The organism is Serratia sp. AXJ-M, from assembly GCF_046531865.1.
Lineage (GTDB): Bacteria > Pseudomonadota > Gammaproteobacteria > Enterobacterales > Enterobacteriaceae > Serratia > Serratia liquefaciens.
Genome location: NZ_CP059394.1, coordinates 1,935,289 through 1,954,427 on the forward strand (window position 1 = coordinate 1,935,289; position 19,139 = coordinate 1,954,427).

General features: G+C 55.7%; 20 protein-coding genes. 10 read left to right on the forward strand and 10 right to left on the reverse strand.

All coding sequences use genetic code 11. The features are described 5' to 3' along the window. Positions 1-35: 35 nt before the first annotated feature. The 3 genes from H0S68_RS09045 to H0S68_RS09055 all read left to right on the forward strand — a co-directional run bounded on the left by H0S68_RS09045 (position 36) and on the right by H0S68_RS09055 (position 4,566). Entirely contained in the window at positions 36-1,604 is a 1,569-nt protein-coding gene (locus H0S68_RS09045; protein ID WP_020826302.1) for a glucan biosynthesis protein G, read from the forward strand. Beyond that, positions 1,597-4,158: a glucans biosynthesis glucosyltransferase MdoH gene (mdoH, locus tag H0S68_RS09050; RefSeq protein ID WP_187962690.1), complete on the forward strand. Its 2,562-nt coding sequence runs from the start codon at positions 1,597-1,599 to the stop codon at positions 4,156-4,158. Before H0S68_RS09045 ends, mdoH begins: the two co-directional genes overlap by 8 nt. 162 nt (positions 4,159-4,320) lie before the next feature. Continuing rightward, positions 4,321-4,566 carry a YceK/YidQ family lipoprotein gene (locus H0S68_RS09055; protein ID WP_104410961.1) on the forward strand — a complete coding sequence of 82 codons (246 nt, stop codon included), beginning with the start codon at positions 4,321-4,323 and terminating at the stop codon, positions 4,564-4,566. 1 nt (position 4,567) lies between these two features. On the opposite strand, the gene H0S68_RS09060 is transcribed toward H0S68_RS09055, so the two are convergent. Together H0S68_RS09060 and H0S68_RS09065 are read right to left on the reverse strand one after the other, a co-directional pair. Beyond that, entirely contained in the window at positions 4,568-5,116 is a 549-nt protein-coding gene (locus H0S68_RS09060) for a GNAT family N-acetyltransferase (RefSeq protein ID WP_115059163.1), read from the reverse strand. A 62-nt stretch (positions 5,117-5,178) separates the two neighbouring features. After that, positions 5,179-5,556, reverse strand: coding sequence for a MysB family protein (locus H0S68_RS09065; protein WP_020826306.1), 378 nt, complete (start codon positions 5,554-5,556; stop codon positions 5,179-5,181). A gap of 206 nt (positions 5,557-5,762) precedes the next feature. Here H0S68_RS09065 and leuA point away from each other — a divergent pair, with 206 nt between their 5' ends. After that, positions 5,763-7,433 (forward strand): 2-isopropylmalate synthase, encoded by a 1,671-nt coding sequence (gene leuA / locus H0S68_RS09070; protein ID WP_410529328.1) that lies wholly within the window; start codon positions 5,763-5,765, stop codon positions 7,431-7,433. On the opposite strand, the gene H0S68_RS09075 is transcribed toward leuA, so the two are convergent. Next, on the reverse strand, positions 7,418-8,179 hold the full coding sequence (locus H0S68_RS09075; RefSeq protein WP_116690763.1) for an AraC family transcriptional regulator: 762 nt from the start codon (positions 8,177-8,179) through the stop codon (positions 7,418-7,420). The two genes, leuA and H0S68_RS09075, sit on opposite strands and share 16 nt — an antisense overlap. A 140-nt stretch (positions 8,180-8,319) precedes the next feature. Here H0S68_RS09075 and H0S68_RS09080 point away from each other — a divergent pair, with 140 nt between their 5' ends. The 4 genes from H0S68_RS09080 to H0S68_RS09095 are packed head-to-tail and all read left to right on the forward strand — an operon-like array spanning position 8,320 to position 9,881. Next, complete coding sequence (locus H0S68_RS09080) at positions 8,320-8,631, forward strand: ArsR/SmtB family transcription factor (RefSeq protein WP_128864206.1); 312 nt, start codon at positions 8,320-8,322, stop codon at positions 8,629-8,631. After that, positions 8,628-9,059 (forward strand): YeeE/YedE family protein, encoded by a 432-nt coding sequence (locus tag H0S68_RS09085; RefSeq protein WP_261135199.1) that lies wholly within the window; start codon positions 8,628-8,630, stop codon positions 9,057-9,059. The genes H0S68_RS09080 and H0S68_RS09085 overlap by 4 nt, the downstream gene beginning before the upstream one ends. A 4-nt stretch (positions 9,060-9,063) precedes the next feature. Beyond that, positions 9,064-9,483, forward strand: a complete 420-nt coding sequence (locus tag H0S68_RS09090; protein WP_261104061.1) for a YeeE/YedE family protein — start codon at positions 9,064-9,066, stop codon at positions 9,481-9,483. Then, positions 9,483-9,881 carry a VOC family protein gene (locus tag H0S68_RS09095; protein WP_122078570.1) on the forward strand — a complete coding sequence of 133 codons (399 nt, stop codon included), beginning with the start codon at positions 9,483-9,485 and terminating at the stop codon, positions 9,879-9,881. Before H0S68_RS09090 ends, H0S68_RS09095 begins: the two co-directional genes overlap by 1 nt. 49 nt (positions 9,882-9,930) lie before the next feature. Here H0S68_RS09095 and H0S68_RS09100 read toward each other — a convergent pair whose 3' ends face one another. The 4 genes from H0S68_RS09100 to H0S68_RS09115 all read right to left on the reverse strand — a co-directional run bounded on the left by H0S68_RS09100 (position 9,931) and on the right by H0S68_RS09115 (position 14,852). Next, entirely contained in the window at positions 9,931-11,484 is a 1,554-nt protein-coding gene (locus H0S68_RS09100; RefSeq protein WP_020826313.1) for a peptide MFS transporter, read from the reverse strand. Positions 11,485-11,957: 473 nt separating this feature from the next. Next, entirely contained in the window at positions 11,958-13,196 is a 1,239-nt protein-coding gene (mdtG, locus tag H0S68_RS09105) for a multidrug efflux MFS transporter MdtG (RefSeq protein ID WP_046373921.1), read from the reverse strand. 199 nt (positions 13,197-13,395) lie between these two features. Next, on the reverse strand, positions 13,396-13,680 hold the full coding sequence (locus tag H0S68_RS09110; RefSeq protein ID WP_020826315.1) for a YciI family protein: 285 nt from the start codon (positions 13,678-13,680) through the stop codon (positions 13,396-13,398). A gap of 251 nt (positions 13,681-13,931) precedes the next feature. Beyond that, the gene (locus H0S68_RS09115; RefSeq protein ID WP_044549768.1) at positions 13,932-14,852 is read right to left on the reverse strand and encodes a Kdo(2)-lipid IV(A) acyltransferase; all 921 of its coding nucleotides are present in this window, start codon (positions 14,850-14,852) and stop codon (positions 13,932-13,934) included. Positions 14,853-15,126: 274 nt separating this feature from the next. Here H0S68_RS09115 and H0S68_RS09120 point away from each other — a divergent pair, with 274 nt between their 5' ends. After that, on the forward strand, positions 15,127-15,288 hold the full coding sequence (locus H0S68_RS09120; protein ID WP_122078576.1) for a histidine kinase: 162 nt from the start codon (positions 15,127-15,129) through the stop codon (positions 15,286-15,288). An 18-nt stretch (positions 15,289-15,306) separates the two neighbouring features. Here the strand turns inward: H0S68_RS09120 and H0S68_RS09125 are convergent, their stop codons facing one another. Beyond that, positions 15,307-16,404 (reverse strand): NADH:flavin oxidoreductase/NADH oxidase, encoded by a 1,098-nt coding sequence (locus tag H0S68_RS09125; RefSeq protein WP_201895397.1) that lies wholly within the window; start codon positions 16,402-16,404, stop codon positions 15,307-15,309. 207 nt (positions 16,405-16,611) lie between these two features. On the opposite strand from H0S68_RS09125, the gene H0S68_RS09130 reads away from it, so the two are divergent. Then, positions 16,612-17,682: a rhodanese-related sulfurtransferase gene (locus tag H0S68_RS09130; protein WP_020826319.1), complete on the forward strand. Its 1,071-nt coding sequence runs from the start codon at positions 16,612-16,614 to the stop codon at positions 17,680-17,682. Positions 17,683-17,720: 38 nt separating this feature from the next. On the opposite strand, the gene H0S68_RS09135 is transcribed toward H0S68_RS09130, so the two are convergent. Together H0S68_RS09135 and H0S68_RS09140 are read right to left on the reverse strand one after the other, a co-directional pair. After that, positions 17,721-18,299 (reverse strand): YceI family protein, encoded by a 579-nt coding sequence (locus H0S68_RS09135; RefSeq protein WP_020826320.1) that lies wholly within the window; start codon positions 18,297-18,299, stop codon positions 17,721-17,723. Positions 18,300-18,322: 23 nt separating this feature from the next. Then, positions 18,323-18,877, reverse strand: coding sequence for a cytochrome b (locus H0S68_RS09140; RefSeq protein ID WP_130015532.1), 555 nt, complete (start codon positions 18,875-18,877; stop codon positions 18,323-18,325). Between the last annotated feature and the right edge of the window lie 262 nt (positions 18,878-19,139).

The following is a 19,139-nucleotide window of genomic DNA, read 5'->3' on the forward strand; positions in this document are numbered from 1 at the left end:
ATTTAAATGATTTGAGCACACGAATAGGGGGGGATGTGCTAGTTAATATATTATCCAAAAAACCACGCGCCGCGAGCGTACGTTGGTTAGGTGCGACCGTATTGTTCACGCTGTTTACTTCGCCGGCATGGGCTTTTTCTATAGATGATGTGGCCAAGCAGGCGCAGGATCTGGCAGGAAAAGGCTTCGAAGCCCCGAAGAGCAACCTTCCTTCTCAATTCCGTGAGATGAAATTCGCGGATTACCAACAGATTCAGTTCAATCACGATAAAGCCTATTGGAGCAAACTGAAAACCCCTTTCAAGCTTGAGTTTTATCATCAGGGGATGTACTTCGATACGCCGGTGAAAATCAATGAAGTCACCGCGACCAGCGTAAAACAGATCAAGTACAGCCCGGACTACTTTAACTTCGGTTCGGTAAAACACGATCCGGAGTCGGTAAAAAACCTCGGTTTTGCCGGTTTCAAGGTGATTTATCCGATCAACAGTGCGGATAAGAACGACGAAATTATGAGCCTGCTGGGCGCGAGCTACTTCCGCGTGGTAGGTAAAGGGCAGGTTTACGGGCTTTCCGCACGTGGCCTGGCGATTGATACTGCGTTGCCGTCCGGCGAAGAATTCCCGCGTTTCCGCGAATTCTGGGTTGAACGTCCGAAGCAGGGCGACAAGCATCTGGTGATTTACGCGCTGCTGGATTCACCGCGTGCTACCGGGGCTTACCGTTTTGTGGTTTATCCGGGCCGCGACACCACCGTGGACGTTGAGTCCAAAGTGTTCCTGCGCGACAAAGTCGGCAAACTGGGTATGGCACCGCTGACCAGCATGTACCTGTTCGGGCCGAGCCAGCCATCGCCAACTCTGAACTACCGTCCGGCGCTGCATGACTCCAACGGTCTGTCTATCCATGCCGGTAACGGCGAGTGGATCTGGCGTCCGTTGAATAATCCGAAGCATCTGTCCGTCAGCACTTACCAGGTCGAAAACCCGAAAGGTTTCGGTCTGCTGCAGCGCGGCCGTAACTTCAAGGATTACGAAGATCTGGACGATCGCTACGATCTGCGCCCAAGCGCCTGGATCGAGCCACGCGGCGACTGGGGCAAGGGCAAGGTTGAGCTGGTGGAGATCCCGACAGCGGATGAAACCAATGACAACATCGTTGCTTTCTGGACGCCAGACGTTCTGCCGGACGCCAAAACTCCGCTGGCGTTGAGCTATCGCCTGCATTTCACCCGTGACGAAGACAAACTGCATTCGCAGGACATTGCCTACGTCAGCCAGACCATGCGTTCAACCGGTGACGTGAAGCAGTCCAACCTGATCCGCGAGCCAGACGGCAGCGTGGCATTCCTGGTTGACTTCGTTGGCCCGGTACTGAAAGGCTTGGACGGCGCTACGCCGGTTGCCTCTCAGGTGAGCATCGGCGACAACGGTGAAATGGTAGAAAACAATGTCCGCTATAATCCAGTGACCAAAGGCTGGCGCCTGACGCTGCGTCTGAAAGTGAAAGACGACAAGAAGCCGGTAGAAATGCGCGCAGCGCTGGTCAATGGTGATAAGACCCTGTCGGAAACCTGGAGCTATCAGCTACCTGCCAATGAATAAGCCTACTCAACTTGCCCAGGATTATCTTGCGGCAATGCCTCTGACCGCTGAGCGGTCAGAGGCGCTTAAACCACAGCCGGGGGCGGATGACGCCCAGGCTTTTGAGGCGCTGCATCGCAAGATGGGCGCTGATGATGCCAACGTCAATACGCTGTCTGCCGATGACGTCACGCTGGCCTCGGTCAAAACACGAATCGAAGACGCCTGGCCGGATGCGGTTAGCGACAAAGATTTCGATACCGACGTGGAAGGGCGCAGCATTCTCAAGGCTACGCCGCCAATCAAACGCACCAGCATGTTTCCGGAAGCCTGGCGAACCAACCCGGTAGCGCGCTTCTGGGATTCTCTGCTGGGACGCACGCCACACAACCGTCACGCCTCCAAAGAGGAAGCCGCGGCGGAAAACCGCTGGCGCGTGGTCGGCTCGATGCGTCGTTATGTGCTGTTGGTGCTGATGCTGGTGCAGACCGGCATCGCCACCTGGTACATGAAAACGATTCTGCCGTATCAGGGCTGGGCGCTGATCGACCCGATGGCCATGTGGGATCAGGATCTGATGCAGTCGGTGCTGCAACTGCTGCCTTATGTGTTGCAAACCGGCATTTTGATCCTGTTCGCGATCCTGTTCTGTTGGGTCTCGGCCGGTTTCTGGACTGCGCTGATGGGCTTCCTGCAGTTACTGATCGGCAAAGACAAATACAGTATTTCTTCCACCATCAAAGGCGATGAGCCGATCGACCCGGCGCATCGCACCGCGTTGATCATGCCAATCTGTAACGAAGACGTCGAACGCGTGTTCGCTGGCCTGCGCGCGACCTATGAGTCCGTCGCGGCCACCGGCCAGCTCGAGCATTTCGATATCTACGTGCTGAGCGACAGCTACGACCCGGATATCTGCATGGCGGAACAGAAAGCCTGGATGGAACTGTGCCGCGACGTAGATGGCCATGGCCGTATCTTCTATCGCCGTCGCCGTCGCCGCGTGAAACGCAAAAGCGGCAACATCGACGACTTCTGTCGTCGCTGGGGTGGCGAATACAGCTACATGGTGATCCTGGATGCCGACAGCGTGATGAGCGGTGAGTGTCTCACCGGTCTGGTGCGCCTGATGGAAGCCAACCCGAACGCCGGTATTATTCAGTCTGCGCCGAAAGCATCAGGCATGGATACGCTGTATGCCCGCGTGCAGCAGTTTGCCACCCGGGTTTACGGGCCGCTGTTTACTGCCGGTCTGCATTTCTGGCAGTTGGGTGAATCGCACTATTGGGGCCATAACGCCATTATCCGCGTGAAGCCGTTTATCGAACACTGTGCGCTGGCACCATTGCCTGGCGAAGGCTCTTTTGCCGGCTCCATCTTGTCGCATGACTTTGTGGAAGCCGCGTTGATGCGCCGTGCCGGTTGGGGCGTGTGGATTGCTTACGATCTGCCGGGCAGCTATGAAGAACTGCCGCCGAACCTGCTGGATGAGTTGAAGCGTGACCGTCGCTGGTGCCACGGTAACCTGATGAACTTCCGCCTGTTCCTGGTCAAGGGCATGCACCCGGTACACCGTGCGGTGTTCCTGACCGGTGTGATGTCCTACCTGTCGGCACCGCTGTGGTTTATGTTCCTGGCGCTGTCTACCGCGCTGCAGGTGGTGCATACCCTGATGGAGCCGCAGTACTTCCTGCAACCGCGCCAGCTGTTCCCGGTGTGGCCGCAGTGGCGTCCTGAACTGGCGATAGCGCTGTTCTCTACCACGCTGGTGCTGCTGTTCTTGCCTAAACTGTTGAGCATTGTGCTGATCTGGGCGAAGGGTGCCAAGGAGTACGGCGGCGGTATACGCCTGTTCCTGTCGATGCTGATGGAAATGCTGTTCTCGGTGCTGCTGGCCCCGGTGCGCATGTTGTTCCACACGGTGTTCGTGGTCAGTGCCTTCTTGGGTTGGGAAGTGGTATGGAACTCGCCACAGCGTGACGACGATGACACCCCTTGGGGCGAAGCCTTTAAACGCCACGGTTCACAGATGCTGCTCGGTCTGGTCTGGGCTGGCGGTATGGCCTGGCTGGATCTGCGCTTCCTGTGGTGGCTGTCGCCAATCGTCTTTTCGCTGATCCTGTCGCCGTTCGTTTCGGTCTTGTCGAGCCGTGCGACGTTAGGTATCAAGAGCAAGCGCGCCAAGCTGTTCCTGATCCCGGAAGAGTACTCTCCTCCTCGCGAACTGGTGGCAACGGAAGAATATCTGCAGCTTAACCGTGAACGCGCACTGAGCAATGGCTTTATGCACGCTGTGGTCAATCCGTCATTCAACGCATTGGCGACGGCGCTGGCTACTGCGCGTCACCATCTGCGCGGTGCCATCGAGCGTAATCGTGAAGAGCGAGTGAACGAGGCGTTGGAGCTGGGGCCGGAGAAGCTGGTGAAAGGCAAACGTCTTGAGCTGCTGAGCGATCCTGTCGCGCTGTCGCGTTTGCATCAGCGGGTTTGGCTACTGCCGCAGGGCGCCGCCTGGCGCGAGTTTTATCAGCAACTGCCGCACAATGAGCGGGCTCATCCGGTGGGGCAGCGTTAAAGGCTGATCGGGTGACCTGTACGGGGAATACGCATAGCGTGTTCCCCGTTTTTTTTGGTATTTGGCTTACGCAACGCCGACAAACTCGCGTGAAAAACTGTGTTAAAATTCGCGCCGGGCGTTGTGGCCCCACAAAACAAACCCGGGGCAAAAATCATTTTGGTGAATCTCTCTTCTCTTCTTCGTCTGGTATTGCTGGTGGCAGGAGTCACGGCGTTAACCGGCTGCGGCAGTATTATCAGTCGCACAGTGCCGGGGGCCGGGCACGGCCATCAATATTATCCGGGCGTGCAGTGGGATCTGCGCGATAGCCCCTGGCGGTATATCACGGTCATTGATGTGCCGCTGTCGATGGTGGTAGATACCTTTATGCTGCCGTTTGACGCCCAACACGGCCCCTACGAATAAGCTAATCCCCGGTGGCAAATACCACCAGTTGGTAACCCTGATCACCACAGCGGAACGGAGCCAGCGCCGTCATCTGCAAGCCCTGTACATGGGCCGCCAACGAATGCGGGTTACTGTCGTCAATAAAGAGCGCGCCAACGTCGAACTCCTTGCGGGTACGCGCCTTGACGGCGGCGTAGAGCTGCTTCAGCACGCCTTTGCCACGCCAGGCGCTGTCAAGGCACACCGGACCATACAGAAACACCCGCTGCTCACTCAGTGGCCGTCCCTTGAATGATTGGCCGGCCAGCGTGTCCAGCATCGCATCCACCACCGGCGGGTGCGGTTGCGCATTCGTCGGCATCAGGCAGACAAATCCGGCCAGGGCTTCACCTTCGACCGCCACCAGAATGCCCAGCCCCTGGTTAATGCTTGTGAGCTGCGCTTCATTCATGCGCGAGACGATAAATCCCTGGCGCTTTTGGCTGTCGCTCAAGTTTGCCGGGGTGTTTTGTGTTTGCAGTTGCAAAATCGCGGGGAAATCTTCGGGACGCGCCTGGCGGATAATCATGCAGCCTCTCAGAAAATCATAGGGTGAAGGGCGGGGGATTGTCTGCTCCCGCCCGTGATCATTCAACGCTCATCCCACTCGTCGGCGGCTGTTTGGCCCTCTTCGGTATCCAACGGCGGATCGAGCTGGAAGTCTCCTTCTTCCCACTCGTGCAGCGTATTTTCCTCAATCCATTCGGCGCTGATTTCGACTTCGTCATAATCCCCGTCGAAAATAGCCTGAGCGGCAGCGCCGCTGCGTAACGTCAGGCATTCGACCGATTCGCCTTCTTGTTCAAAGAATTCGGCCTGCCACATGATATCACCATCCAGCATCACGTATTTTTGCAGATTGAACTGTTGCGGCACCGGCGGTTCGTCGTCGTTACCGCCTTCGGCAGACTCGATAAACTCCTCGCGCGCCGCTTCAACGGCTTCTTCCAGGGTTGCATACAGGCTCATATTTTTCTCCAGTCAGGGTAAGCATTGCTCAGGGCTGGGTGCGCCGAAGCGCCATGACAAACGTCAGAAGTAATTGTTGCCGCACTGGCGCAGGATGCAAATTTTTTTGTTGTCCGTTTCGCGACGATAGTTGTCCGCTAAGCGGGAGCAGGAGGGATCACGGCAGGAAATAATAGGGCATTGCTTATTACCGCCAGGAGAGTGCCATGTTAACCGACCCTTCAATCAAATACCGTCCGTTCCCGCCCGTGACCTTGCCGGATCGCCAGTGGCCAGGCCGCACTTTGCAGCAGGCACCGCGCTGGTGCTCCAGCGATCTGCGTGACGGCAATCAGGCGCTGGCGGAACCTATGGATAACGCCCGCAAACACCAGTTCTACCAGATGCTTCTGGCGTGCGGGTTCAAAGAGATTGAGGTGGCGTTTCCTTCTGCCTCGCAAACGGACTTCGATTTTGTCCGCTCGCTGATTGATGAGCAGTTGATCCCGGATGACGTCAGTATTCAGGTGCTGACCCAATCGCGAGACGATTTGATCGACCGTACCTTCGACGCGTTGCGTGGTGCACCACGCGCCATCGTGCACCTGTATAACGCTACCGCACCGATGTTTCGTGAAATCGTCTTCAAACAGGACAAGGCGGCAACGGTAGCGCTGGCGGTTAACGGCGCGCTGCGTATTCGACAGCAGTGCGAGCAGCAGCCGGAAACGGCATGGACCTTCGAATATTCACCGGAGACTTTCTGCTTTACCGAGTTGGAGTTTGCGCTGGAGATCTGTGAAGCCGTTGCCGATGTCTGGCAGCCTGGGCCGGGGCGGCCGATGATCATCAACCTGCCGGCCACGGTGGAGGTCAGTACGCCGAACGTCTATGCCGACCAGATTGAGTGGTTCTGCCGGCGTTTCAGTCAGCGCAACCGGGTGACCATCAGCGTGCATCCGCATAACGATCGTGGTACCGGAGTGGCCTGCGCCGAGCTGGCAATGCTGGCCGGTGCCGACCGAGTCGAAGGTTGTCTGTTCGGCAACGGTGAACGCACCGGCAATGTCGATCTGGTGACGCTGGCGCTCAACCTGTATACCCAGGGCGTTGCGTCGGGGCTGGATTTCAGCCAACTGAAGCAGGTGGTGGAGGTGGTTGAGCAGTGTAACCAACTGCCGGTTCATCCGCGCCATCCTTACGCCGGTGAGTTGGTGTTCACCGCCTTTTCCGGCTCTCATCAGGATGCGATTAAAAAAGGCTTTGCCGCCCAACAGCAGAGGCAGGACGGTCTGTGGCAAGTGCCTTATTTACCGCTCGATCCGGCGGACGTCGGCTGCAGCTATGAGGCGGTGATCCGGGTTAACAGCCAGTCGGGCAAAAGCGGCGCTGCCTGGCTACTGGAACAGAACCATGGGCTGTCGTTGCCGCGTGGGCTGCAAATTGATTTCAGCAAGGTGGTGCAGCAGGCGACCGACGGCAGCGGCAAAGAGATGACCACCGCCGAGCTGTGGCGGCTGTTTAGAATCAGCTATGGATTGGTGGAACAACCGCGGCTGCAGTTGCTGAGCTATCAGACCGAAAGCCACAGCATCGAGGCTTATAGTTTCAGTGCCAGGGTGTTGTTCGAAGGGCAACAGCAACGGCTGCTGGGGGTAGGGAACGGTTTGTTGTCCAGCGCGGTGGATGCGCTGCGCCAGCGCTTTGGCTTGAATTTGGCGATAGAGGACTACCACGAACACACGTTGGGGCATCAGAGCCAAAGCCGTGCCGTGGCCTATATTCGCTGTACGCTGGCGCACGGTGAGGCGGCTTACGGGGTCGGCATCGACGTCGATTCTGCCAGCGCTTCCCTGCAGGCGTTGTTCAACGTGGCTGCGCGTTATTTAGCGAAATAAGTGCTGGGCGCAACGCCCAGCTGGCGGCGGAACATGGCGCTGAAAGCACTGGGGCTGTCATAGCCCAAGTCCAGCGCCACTTCCAGCACCGAATGCCCGGCGGCCAGGGCATTCAATGCCGCCAGCAAACGGGCGCGGCGCACCCAGTCGCCAAAACGCAGCCCGGTTTCTCGTTGAAAACGTCGTGACAGCGTGCGGCCGCTGACGTTGATGTAGCTGGCGGCCTGTTCTAACTCCCAGGGGTGTGCCAGCGATTGCTGAATATGCCGGCACAACCTTAATAGGGCATCGCTGCGCGGTTCGGGCAAATTCAGCGGCAGGATTGGCAACACACGCAATTCATCCAGGATCAGCTCCATAATTCGCTCTTCACGACCTCCCGCCGGATAATCCGCCGTAATGTCCATCGCACAGATAATCAGCTCACGCAGCAACGGGGATATTTGCACCACTTCGCAGCTTGCCGGCAGGTCGGCTCGTGCCAGCGGATCGACTAACAGCGCTCTTGCCGCCACTTTACCGGTGATTTGCAGACTGTGTTCTACCCGCGCAGGCAGCCAAACGCCACGCCCTGGGGGGACCACCCAACTGCCCAGACGAGTATTCACCTGCACTACGCCGCTCAGGCTATGAATCAACTGTGCACAGTCGTGGTAATGGAGCGGTTCGAACTCGCCGTGCTGATAATCTTTGGCGACCGGCACAATCGAGCGGTTCGCGGGCACAGCATCATGAAAAAGCAGCATTTCTTGGGGCATCCCCGGTCCACGGAAAATCATAATGGCAGCATGCCACGCCGATACCTTTCATACCAGCCTCTGGTACGGTGAGGCGTTATAGTCTATAAATAAACAATATATAATTTAGTAAATTGTTTGGAGGGAAGATGGATATCGACAGTATGCGGCAGGCGGCAACGCAGGCCGGGGCATTGCTGCGGGCGCTGGGCAATGAAGATCGTTTACTGCTGCTGTGCCAACTCAGCCAGGGCGAGATGTCGGTGGGGGAGTTGTCACAGGCGCTGGAGATCCGCCAGCCGACGCTTTCGCAACAGCTTGGGGTATTGCGTCAGGAAGGGCTGGTATCAACGCGGCGCGACGGTAAACAAATCTACTATGCCGTTTGCGATCGGAAGGCGTTGGCGCTGCTTAATACTTTATATCAACTCTTTTGCCCGGCACGGGAGGAGAGGCCATGACCGTCGACTGGTTGCATTTTACCCCGCTGTCCGCGCTGGTCGGCGGGGGGATAATCGGCAGTGCGGTGGCGCTGTTGTTGCTGTTTAACGGCCGCGTCGCCGGCATCAGTGGCATTACCGGTGGCTTGCTGACGCCGCAGGGTAAAGAGAAAGGCTGGCGGGCCGCATTTCTTGTCGGGTTGCTGATTTCGCCCTGGCTGTATCGTATCGCCAGGCCTTTACCGGACATGCCGGTTAACGGCAGCAGTTTATGGCTGATCGCCGCCGGGATATTGGTCGGGCTGGGTACTCGCCTGGGCGGCGGTTGTACCAGCGGTCACGGTGTTTGCGGCGTGGCGAGATTGTCTCCGCGTTCATTACTGGCCACGGCGGTATTTATGCTGTTGGGGTTTATTACGGTATGGGCCGTCCGCCAGTGGGGGGGTTAACGTGATGTACCGATCCGTGTTTGCCTTACTGAGTGGCGCCATCTTTGGCCTTGGTCTGATCGTCGCCGGAATGGCCAATCCCGCCAAGGTGCTGGCTTTTCTCGATGTCACCGGCCACTGGGATCCGTCACTGGCCCTGGTGATGGTGGGAGCGATTGCGGTGGCGGCACCGGCGTTCTTTTGGGTTCGCCTCCGACCACGTACCTTGTTGGGTGAAACAGTACAACTCCCATCTTCCCGCCGCATCGACCGCCGCTTATTGGCAGGCAGCGCGCTGTTTGGCATCGGGTGGGGAATGGCGGGCATCTGTCCCGGCCCGGCCTGGGTGCTGGCCGGAGCGGGCTCGTCAGCCGGCTGGCAGTTCGTTGCGGCAATGCTGGCAGGAATGGCGTTGTATGAAGTTATTCTGTTTTGGAGAAAATAATGCCGATAGCTAACGCGGTGTTGCGCATTGCCCGCCCGACCGACAGGTTACAGGAGATTGCGACCCTGTACTGCCAGGGCTTGGGCTTTGAACGGCTGGGTGAGTTCCGCGATCATCAGGGTTTTGATGGCGTAATGGTCGGGCACCCACAACGGGGTTATCACCTTGAGTTTACTCATCATCGGGGAGTGGAGGTGGGGCAGGCGCCGACGCAGGATCATCTGCTGGTGTTTTATCTGCCGGATGAACAGGAGTGGGTTACAGGATGCAAACGCATGCTGACCGCCGGTTTTCGGCGCGTTGCGGCCTACAATCCCTACTGGGATTCCCATGGGCAGACGTTTGAAGATCCGGACGGTTACCGGGTAGTGTTGCAACAGCAGGTGTGGGGGCAATAAAAAAGCCAGCGCACCGGGCGCTGGCTGAAAGGGTCAAGCGAAAAGGCTATCAGGCGTTGGTCGCCGGTTTCTGCGCGCTTTTACCCTGAGTATTTTCCATCATGCGACGGATAGGGACGATCAACAGGGTCAATACCGCGGCACAAATCAGCAGCGCAATCGAGCAGCGTGCGAACAGGTTAGGCAGCATTTCCAGTTGGTCGGCCTTAACATGGCCACCGATCAGGCCGGCAGCCAGGTTACCCAGCGCGCTGGCACAGAACCACAGCCCCATCATCTGGCCGCGCATTCTTTCCGGGGCCAGCAGAGTCATGGTCGCCAACCCGATTGGGCTAAGGCAGAGTTCGCCCAGCGTCAGCATCAGGATACTGCCCACCAGCCACATCGGCGACACACCGGCACCGCCGTTGCTCAGCACGTTCTGCGCGGCCAGCATCATCAGGCCAAAGCCTGCTGCGGCGAACAGAATGCCGATAACGAACTTGGTGATGCTGCTCAGGCGTACCTTGTTACGTGCCAGCGCAGGCCATGCCCAGCTAAATACCGGTGCCAGCAGGATAATAAACAGGGCGTTGATTGACTGGAACCACACCGCCGGGATCTCGAAATCGCCGATCATACGGTTAGTGTAGTCGTTAGCGAACAGGTTGAACGAGGTCGGTTTCTGTTCGAATGCGGACCAGAAGAAGGCGGCTGACACCAGCAGGATAAAGCAGACCAGCAGGCGGGCACGCTCTTTGCGGCTCAGGCCGGCAAACACGAACAGATAAATAAAGTACAGGGTCACCGAGGCGGCAATCACGTAAACCAGCATGCTGGCTACCGCTACCGGGTTAATCACGATGATGCCTTGGGCAATCAGGGTGATAACCACCGCCACGCCGACGGCTAACGCCAGCAGCCAGCGACCGACGCCGTTTTTCTTGGCGACCGGGCTGTTCCAGGTGGAGTCCAGGCCGACTTCGCTGTCATAGCGTTTCATCGCCGGTACCGCAAAGACGCGGAAGATCACCAGCGCCACCAGCATCCCGATCCCGCCGATGCCGAAGCCCCAGTGCCAACCGTGGGAACGGATCAACCAACCGGAGATCAGTGGGGCGATGAACGAGCCCATGTTGATACCCATATAAAACAGCGAGAAGCCACCGTCGCGGCGGTTGTCGCCTTTCTTATACAGCGTGCCGACCATCACCGAGATACAGGTCTTGAACAGGCCAGATCCCAGCACGATAAACATCAGGCCGATGAAGAACAGGTTATTGCCCATGACTGCAGACAGGGCGATCGACAGGTGGCCCAGCGCGATCAGAATCGAGCCGTACCACACCGCTTTTTGCTGGCCAAGCCAGTTATCCGCCAACCAGCCGCCCGGCAGGGCAGCCAGGTACATGCTGCCGGCGAAAATGCCGACAATCGCCGAGGCGTTTTCACGTGCCAACCCCATACCGCCGTCGTAAACGGTGGCGGCCATGAACAGGATCAGTAATGGGCGAATGCCGTAAAACGAGAACCGCTCCCACATTTCGGTAAAGAACAGGGATCCGAGCGGATAAGGATGGCCGAAGAAGGTCCGGCTTTCTTGTTTATTAACAGAGGATTGCATAACGTCTTCCCAATAAAATGCGCTGCAATGATGCAGCTTATACTGTGGTATGTATGTGTATTTAAGGAAGGTGATCCACCCAATGTGGATTACCCGACAAAACCGTTGCTGCAGCGCCCGTTAACCGTGGAAAGCGCGTTAGCCTTTTTTCACTTGGCCAATGATTTACAACTGGCGTGATATTATTTAACCATTTGATAACTGGATGATGGTTTTGTCTAGTCCCTGTATCCCATTTTTTAGATGAAAAGTCGACAAACATCTCCTTTCCTGGTTTTTATGTTGGTTAAGGCGGGATTGTTATTGACAGCTGGTTTATTGCGCTAAAAGTTAATTATCTGTTTAAAAACATGAAATTACATTGTGATTGTTCTTATGGGAATAGGGTGGAGAGGCGCAGAGGGTATCAATACTAAAAGTAAGGTAAACAGGGACTCGGCTCTGTTTGAGCACAGAGCTGGTGATAAATACGGCTATTGCTCTTCTTGCAGGGTGTCTTCTCGCATTCGCGTCGGGCGTCGTTGCAAACACCACCAGGAATAAATTGCATTGAACAGCACCACCATTGCGGTCACGCAGAACACCGCCCGGAAGCCGTAACTGGCAGAAACCGCTGCGCCCATCAGCGGGCCGCTGACGTTGCCTATATCCCGGAATGACTGGTTATAGCTAAAGATCCGGCCGGCCACCTGATTGGTGCAGTTATAAATCAACAGTGTTTGTACGGCCGGCAGCAGTGCGCCATCGGCGGCGCCAAGCAGGAAGCGCAACACGCCGAGCTGCCATGGGGTTTGCACAAAGGCCATGGGGATCAGCAACAGCACCGATACGATTAGCATAAACACCAGAATGCGCTCCGGACCTATCCGGTCGCCCAGCTTGCCTAACCGCGGTGCGCTCATCAGCGCGGCGACGCCGGGGACAGAAGCGATCAGGCCGCTGACAAAGGCCAGGTTATGGATATTGCCGGCCAAATCGCGCACGTACAGCGTCAGAATCGGCGCAATGGATCCTGTGGCAATCTGAATAATCATGGTGGTCACAAACAGGCTGAGGATAAGCTTGGGGCTTTTCAGTGCCGCGAAAACCTGGCGAGCATGCAGCATGTCTTTCTTCTGTACCGGGGTGAATTGTTCTTTAACGTACAGCAGCGTTAAAACAAAGCAGGCCAACAGCACGCCGGCGGTGATGTAGAACACCGGTCGCAGGCCGTACTGGTCGGCCAGTAAACCGCCGATCAACGGGCCAATCAATGCCCCGCTGACGCCGCCGGTGGACAGGGTGCCCAGCGCCCAGCCGCTGCGATTGCGCGGTACCTGGGTGGCAATCAGCGCGTTGGCGTTGGGAATAAAACCGCCGAGCAGGCCCAACACCGCGCGCAACGCCAAGAACTGCCAGATATTCTGCGCCATACCCATTAAAAGCATCACAATCGACATGCCCAGCGCCGATCGCAACAGCATCAACTTACGCCCGCGGCGGTCGGCCAGACCGCCCCAGAAAGGGGAAGCAATTGCTGAAAACAGGAAGGTGATGCTGAATACCAGACCGGACCACATGTTCAAGGCTTCGTGACCGGTAACACCGAGGGTTTCTACATAGAGTGGCAGGAAGGGCATGATCAGGCTGAACGCGGCACCGGTCAGGAAGCACCCCAGCCAGGTGACGAAAAGGTTGCGTTTCCAGTTGATGGGTTCTGGTGCCGAAGCCATAAATTCCTGCTGCAAAAGGAGGAGCGCTTTGCGCGTGTGCACAGGCAATGGGGCAAAGCAAAAAAGTTAGCCTGGTAAGTATGCGCTTAATTATAGGCGGCATCAATCGATGTGGCAGGGGATATTCTGAAAATGAAATAAAGTTTTAAAAATTGAATATAGACAGTATTCCGCGCTGTGCGCGCGGAAAAAAGCTTACTTAAAGCCCGGCGAGCAGTTCAAAACCGCTGGAGGTTGTCGAGAGGGCTACGTCGGTTATCTCATAGTGAGCCACGGCATTGAAGGGATCTTGCGCCACGATGGTATCCAGCTGTGAACGATCTATCCCTTTCACCAGGATCACACCGCCAGTGCGCGGGTTTTTGCGACCGGAGGCGATAAAGGTGCCGTCCTGGAAGTATTTTTTCAACCAGGCGATGTGCCCCTCGAGGTGGCTGTCGACTTCTTCTATCGGGCGATGGTAGGTCAGGCTAACGATGTACATAACGGCTCCAGGATGAACGACGAAGGCTTTACCATCCCACCGTTGCCGTCGTTTCTCAAGATCTGCGGCATAAAAAACTAACCCGCCAAACGGCGGGTCAGGATGTTGATAAAGTTCTGTGTACTTAAACGTTATGTTTTGTTTGCTGGTAAAAACGAAGGATTATGTCTTCAGCTTTACCCCAAACATCCGAAAACCACGTTTTTCGGGTGTTTGTCATTAAACTAACCCGCCAAACGGCGGGTCAGAAGTCAGTAGAGTGAAGGCTCGCCTTCTGGGCGGGTCTTGAAGCGACGGTGTAGCCACATGTATTGATCCGGTGCCATCAGGATCTCTTTTTCGACCACTTTATTCATAAACGCAGCGGCCTCGAGCTCATTATCCAGCGGGAAGTTTTCCACCGCCGGCTGCATAATCAGCTCATACCCTTTAGCGTCCGGCAAGCGGCGTGGGGTAAAGGGAATAATGGCCGGTTTGCCCATTCGTACCAGCACGTAGCTGCCGGTGGTGGTGGCGGCTTTTTCAACGGCGAACAACGGGGCGAACACGCTGCTGCGCGGGCCGTAGTCGTGATCCGGAGCGTACCAGATAATATCACCCTGTTTCAGGGCCCGGATCATGCCTTTCACGTCTTTGCGGTCCAGCATGGATTTGTTGGAGCGCATGCGGCCCCAGGTTTGCAGCCAGTCCATCAGCTTGTTGTCGTGCGGCCGATAAACGCCGATGCCCGGATTATGAATGCCAAAGATGCGGGCGCCCAGTTCCAGCGTCAGAAAGTGCAGACCGATCAACAAAACGCCCTGATGGTTGTCACGTGCTTTTTGAATATGCTCCAGCCCGCTGACCTTGAACCACCGTTCGATACGCCAGTTCGGCCAAAACCACGCCATGCCGGTTTCAAACAGCCCCATGCCGACGGATTCAAAATTCTGTACCACCAGCGCATCGCGCTCGGCCTGTGGCATATCCGGGAAGCACAACACCAGGTTACGTTGGGCAATCGCCACGCGGCGCTTGAGAAAACGCATGGAAAAACGGCCAAGTCGAGTGCCAAGACGATAAATAATCGGGTAAGGCAGCAAGACCAATAAGTAGAGCAAACCGATACCGAACCAGGTAAGCCAATAACGCGGATGCAGTAAAGAACGATTAAAAGAGGGAACTTGAGTCATGTGTTCTCAGCTTAGAAGCAGTCATTTAATGATAATAACAGAGTGATAGTATGGCTGACATCCAGAAGAGATTTGGCCGTCTATCCATTTTCTGCCGTTTATAACCGAGTATTGTGGCACTTTTATCACGCAACGTGAAAAAACACCGCATTAAAACATAATTTTTAGTGATGAATGGACATGATTTGGCGATTAATTGGGCTGATGCGCTCAAAAGGATAAGGTTGGCAGTCGTGGGCGGCGTATAATTTTGCCCAAATTTTTAGGGGGATGTATGTTGGCTTCATGGTTAAGTGCGGGTTTATTAGTCTCAGGAGCACTGTTGGGCAGCGTTGGCGCACACCTGCAGTTAAATCCGTTACTGCTGGTGGCAGGTGTCGCATTGCTGGCAGGTATCGTGATTTCCGGTTTTACCGAATGTCGGGGCAGAGGCTGAGCATCTACCCCAGAATCATCAGTCGTTTTTGAACAACCCTTTCAATACGTGCGGTTCAGAACGCCAATATTGCGGTGGCGCGCTGACCTTCTCGCCCAATTTGGCGGCGGCGTGCCATGGCCAACGTGGGTTGTAAAGGATACCGCGCGCCAGCGCCACCATATCCGCCTGCCCGGTGGCGACAATCGCTTCTGCCTGTTCCGGCTCGGTGATTAACCCCACGGCAATGGTCGGCAGCCCACTTTCCCGCTTGATGGTCTCGGCGAACGGCACCTGGTAATTCGGCCCCACCGGGATTTTCTGCAATGGCGAAAGGCCACCGCTGGAAACATGGATGTAGTCGCAACCCAGCTCCTTCAGTGCTTTTGCCAAGGCTACCGACTGCTGTTCATCCCAGCCGCCCTCGACCCAGTCGCTAGCGGAAATACGCACGCCAACCGCTTTTGGTGCCGGGAATACGGCGCGCACTTCATTGTAAATCTCCAGCAGCAGACGCATGCGGTTTTGCAATGAACCGCCGTACTGGTCGTTACGTTGGTTAGACAGCGGTGACAGGAACTGGTGTAGCAGATAACCGTGTGCGCCATGCAGTTCAATCAGTTCAAAACCTAGCCGATCGGCGCGTTTCGCCGCAGTAACGAACTGCGCTTTCAATTGTTCAATTTGTTCCAGGCTCATTGCTGCCGGAGAGGCATCATGCTGGGTGAAGGGGATGTCCGAGGCGGACAGCGTCTGCCAGCCGCCGTCTGCCCTGTTCAGTTGGCCCCCACCGGCCCAGGGAACGGCACAGGATGCTTTGCGCCCGGCGTGGCCGAGCTGAATGCCCAGTGGCAAAGTGGCGTGTTTTCTTACCGCTTGTACCACTTCTGCAAGCGCCTGTTCCGTCGCGTCGTCCCACAGGCCGAGATCGTTGGGGGTGATGCGTCCTTCGGGGGCGACCGACGTGGCCTCGACAATCAACAGGCCTGCGCCGGACAATGCCAGATGACCGAGATGCATCGTATGCCATTCGGTGGCCTTGCCGTTATCGGCGGAGTATTGGCACATCGGTGCGATAACTATACGGTTGGGCAAACTCAGTTTCCCCAGCGTAATCGGGGTAAATAGCTGACTCATGACGTCCTCCAGGTCCGTGGTAAAAATGGGATAAGCTCCCTTAAGGCTTATCGAGATTTGTGAGCGACGTCAAGCTTCCAGCCTTTGTTATCACCGGTGCGTTAATGCTGTTTTGAGCTACATTTTCGGGTATTATGTGCGCCGCGCGTGGGCCGGCGGCCGGCGCGCATCAAAATCAGTCACCTCCGAAAGACAGGAAAGTACACCATGCCAGTGTTACATAACCGAATTTCTAACGAGGAACTGAAGGCGCGCATGCTGGCGGAAACCGAGCCGCGCACCACAGTTTCTTTTTATAAATACTTCACCCTCGACGATCCCAAAGCGTTTCGCGACAGCCTCTATGTTCAGTTCGACAAGCTGAAGGTGTTTGGCCGCATTTATGTGGCGAAAGAGGGCATCAACGCGCAAATCAGCGTACCGCAGAACAAGTTCGAAGCGTTTAAAGCCGCGTTGTTTGCCTCGCATCCGGCGTTGGATCAGGTGCGTCTGAATATCGCATTGGAAGACGACGGCAAATCCTTCTGGGTGCTGCGCCTGAAGGTGCGCGATCGCATCGTCGCAGATGGCATTGATGATGAAAGCTTCAACCCAGCGAATGTCGGTGAGTATTTACAGGCCGATCGCGTAAACCAGATGATTGACGATCCGGATACGCTGTTTGTCGATATGCGTAACCACTACGAATATGAAGTCGGCCACTTCGAGAACGCCATCGAAGTGCCTTCAGATACTTTCCGCGACCAGTTGCCGATGGCGGTCGAGATGCTGCAGGACAATAAAGACAAAAATATTGTCATGTATTGCACCGGCGGTATTCGCTGTGAAAAAGCCAGTGCGTATATGCTGCATAACGGCTTCAAAAACGTCTATCACGTGGAAGGCGGCATTATTGAGTACGCGCGCAAGGCGAAAGAGCAGGGGCTGCCACTGAAGTTCGTCGGCAAAAACTTTGTGTTCGACGAGCGCATGGGCGAGCGGATTTCTGACGATGTGATCGCCAATTGTCACCAGTGCGGCGCACCTTGCGATACCCATACCAACTGCAAGAATGACGGCTGTCACCTGCTGTTTATTCAGTGCCCGAGCTGTGCCGCCAAGTTTGAAGGTTGCTGCAGCGAGATCTGCCGCGAAGAGCTGAAGCTGCCGCGTGAAGAGCAGCGTGCACGCCGCGCCGGCCGTGAGAATGGCATCAAGATTTTCAATAAGTCGAAAGGGTTATTGCAGACCACGATGCATATTCCGGCACCGGAAGAAGATAAAGGCTCAGCCAACTGAGCCTGAAATAAGCGCGGCGTTCTTGCCGCGCTTTTGCATTACTTCGCGCGAACGCCTTCCACGGAAATAATCAGTTCAACGTCTTGAGACGCCGGGCCGAGATCGGTAGTGATGCCGAAGTCTTTAAGCTTGATTTTACCGTTGGCTTCGAAGCCGGCACGGTAGCCGCCCCAAGGGTCATTGCCTTGACCGATCAGTTTAGCGTCCAGCGTTACCGGTTTGGTCACGCCGTTCAGCGTCAGGTTACCGACAACCGCATAACCTTCACCGTTCTTTTTCACTTCGGTAGATTCAAACTTGGCTTGTTTGTTCTTTTCGACGTTCAGGAATTCTGCGCTGCGCAGGTGTTTGTCGCGCTCAGCGTGGTTGGTGTCGACGCTGGCGGTGTTGATGGTGACGCTAACCTTGTCCTTGGACGGATCTTTTTCGTCGAAGGTGAAGCCGCCGTCAAAGTCCTTAAAGGTGCCGTACAGCCAGCTGTAGCCCAGGTGCTGGATGCGGAATTCGATAAAGGCGTGCTGGCCCTGTTTGTCAATTTTGTAGTCGGCAGCCAGCGCGGAACCAGCGCTCAGCAGCAGGGCACCTGCGGTCAAGCCCAGTACGGTTTTCTTCAACATAGCAATCTCCATAAGTCCAAAGGTTAATCGGCGCTGCTACCCAGCATCCGTTTCAAAGTAACATCACGATCAACGAAGTGATGTTTAAGCGCAGCCAGACCGTGCAGTACTGACAGCACCACGACGGCCCAAGCCAGGTAAAGATGAATGGTACCGGCGGTATCTGCCTGCTCCGCCATACCTGTGGCGGTCGCAGGGATATCGAACCAGCCGAATACGCTGATTGGTTGACCGTCGGCGGTCGAAATCAGGTAGCCGCTAATCAGGATACTGAACAGCACCACATACAGCGCCAGATGGGCCAGAATCGCACTGACGCGCGTAAAACGACCGTAGCTGGCCAGCGGTTTGGGCGGCGGCGAAACAAAACGCCAGATCACCCGGACCACCATCACGATGAACAGCAGCGTGCCGATACTTTTATGAATTTCCGGTGCCTGGTGATACCAGACATCGTAATAGCCCAACGTGACCATCCATAGGCCCAGGGCGAACATGCCGTACACCGTCAGCGCAACCAACCAGTGGATCAACACTGAAATATGACCAAAGCGGTTGGCGGTATTTTTCCAAAGCATGGTGTTTCCCTACTTTCAACATTTTCTGGCTGCAATAATTAAACTTTAAGAAACATAAAATCAATAATAAATTTAACTATGTTACTTCTTTAAAATATTAATCAGTGAATTTGGCTGAGATAGCGTCAGGTTAATCAGTGAAATCGTTGAAGGTAATAATTGTGATTGTGTATTGTTGGATTGTTATTGATTGAAAAATAATGGTTTTATTTATTATTGTCAGCTTTTGTCATTTTACGTAAATAGCATGAGTTGTTCTGGC

Bases quoted from the DNA above. Each gene is read 5' to 3' on its own strand.
- mdoH (WP_187962690.1), top strand. From the start codon at position 1,597: ATGAATAAGCCTACTCAACTTGCCCAGGATTATCTTGCGGCAATGCCT.
- H0S68_RS09060 (WP_115059163.1), bottom strand. From the start codon at position 5,116: ATGATTATCCGCCAGGCGCGTCCCGAAGATTTCCCCGCGATTTTGCAA.
- H0S68_RS09065 (WP_020826306.1), bottom strand. From the start codon at position 5,556: ATGAGCCTGTATGCAACCCTGGAAGAAGCCGTTGAAGCGGCGCGCGAG.
- leuA (WP_410529328.1), top strand. From the start codon at position 5,763: ATGTTAACCGACCCTTCAATCAAATACCGTCCGTTCCCGCCCGTGACC.
- H0S68_RS09075 (WP_116690763.1), bottom strand. From the start codon at position 8,179: ATGCTGCTTTTTCATGATGCTGTGCCCGCGAACCGCTCGATTGTGCCG.
- H0S68_RS09080 (WP_128864206.1), top strand. From the start codon at position 8,320: ATGGATATCGACAGTATGCGGCAGGCGGCAACGCAGGCCGGGGCATTG.
- H0S68_RS09085 (WP_261135199.1), top strand. From the start codon at position 8,628: ATGACCGTCGACTGGTTGCATTTTACCCCGCTGTCCGCGCTGGTCGGC.
- H0S68_RS09090 (WP_261104061.1), top strand. From the start codon at position 9,064: ATGTACCGATCCGTGTTTGCCTTACTGAGTGGCGCCATCTTTGGCCTT.
- H0S68_RS09095 (WP_122078570.1), top strand. From the start codon at position 9,483: ATGCCGATAGCTAACGCGGTGTTGCGCATTGCCCGCCCGACCGACAGG.
- H0S68_RS09100 (WP_020826313.1), bottom strand. From the start codon at position 11,484: ATGCAATCCTCTGTTAATAAACAAGAAAGCCGGACCTTCTTCGGCCAT.
- mdtG (WP_046373921.1), bottom strand. From the start codon at position 13,196: ATGGCTTCGGCACCAGAACCCATCAACTGGAAACGCAACCTTTTCGTC.
- H0S68_RS09110 (WP_020826315.1), bottom strand. From the start codon at position 13,680: ATGTACATCGTTAGCCTGACCTACCATCGCCCGATAGAAGAAGTCGAC.
- H0S68_RS09115 (WP_044549768.1), bottom strand. From the start codon at position 14,852: ATGACTCAAGTTCCCTCTTTTAATCGTTCTTTACTGCATCCGCGTTAT.
- H0S68_RS09120 (WP_122078576.1), top strand. From the start codon at position 15,127: ATGTTGGCTTCATGGTTAAGTGCGGGTTTATTAGTCTCAGGAGCACTG.
- H0S68_RS09125 (WP_201895397.1), bottom strand. From the start codon at position 16,404: ATGAGTCAGCTATTTACCCCGATTACGCTGGGGAAACTGAGTTTGCCC.
- H0S68_RS09130 (WP_020826319.1), top strand. From the start codon at position 16,612: ATGCCAGTGTTACATAACCGAATTTCTAACGAGGAACTGAAGGCGCGC.
- H0S68_RS09135 (WP_020826320.1), bottom strand. From the start codon at position 18,299: ATGTTGAAGAAAACCGTACTGGGCTTGACCGCAGGTGCCCTGCTGCTG.
- H0S68_RS09140 (WP_130015532.1), bottom strand. From the start codon at position 18,877: ATGCTTTGGAAAAATACCGCCAACCGCTTTGGTCATATTTCAGTGTTG.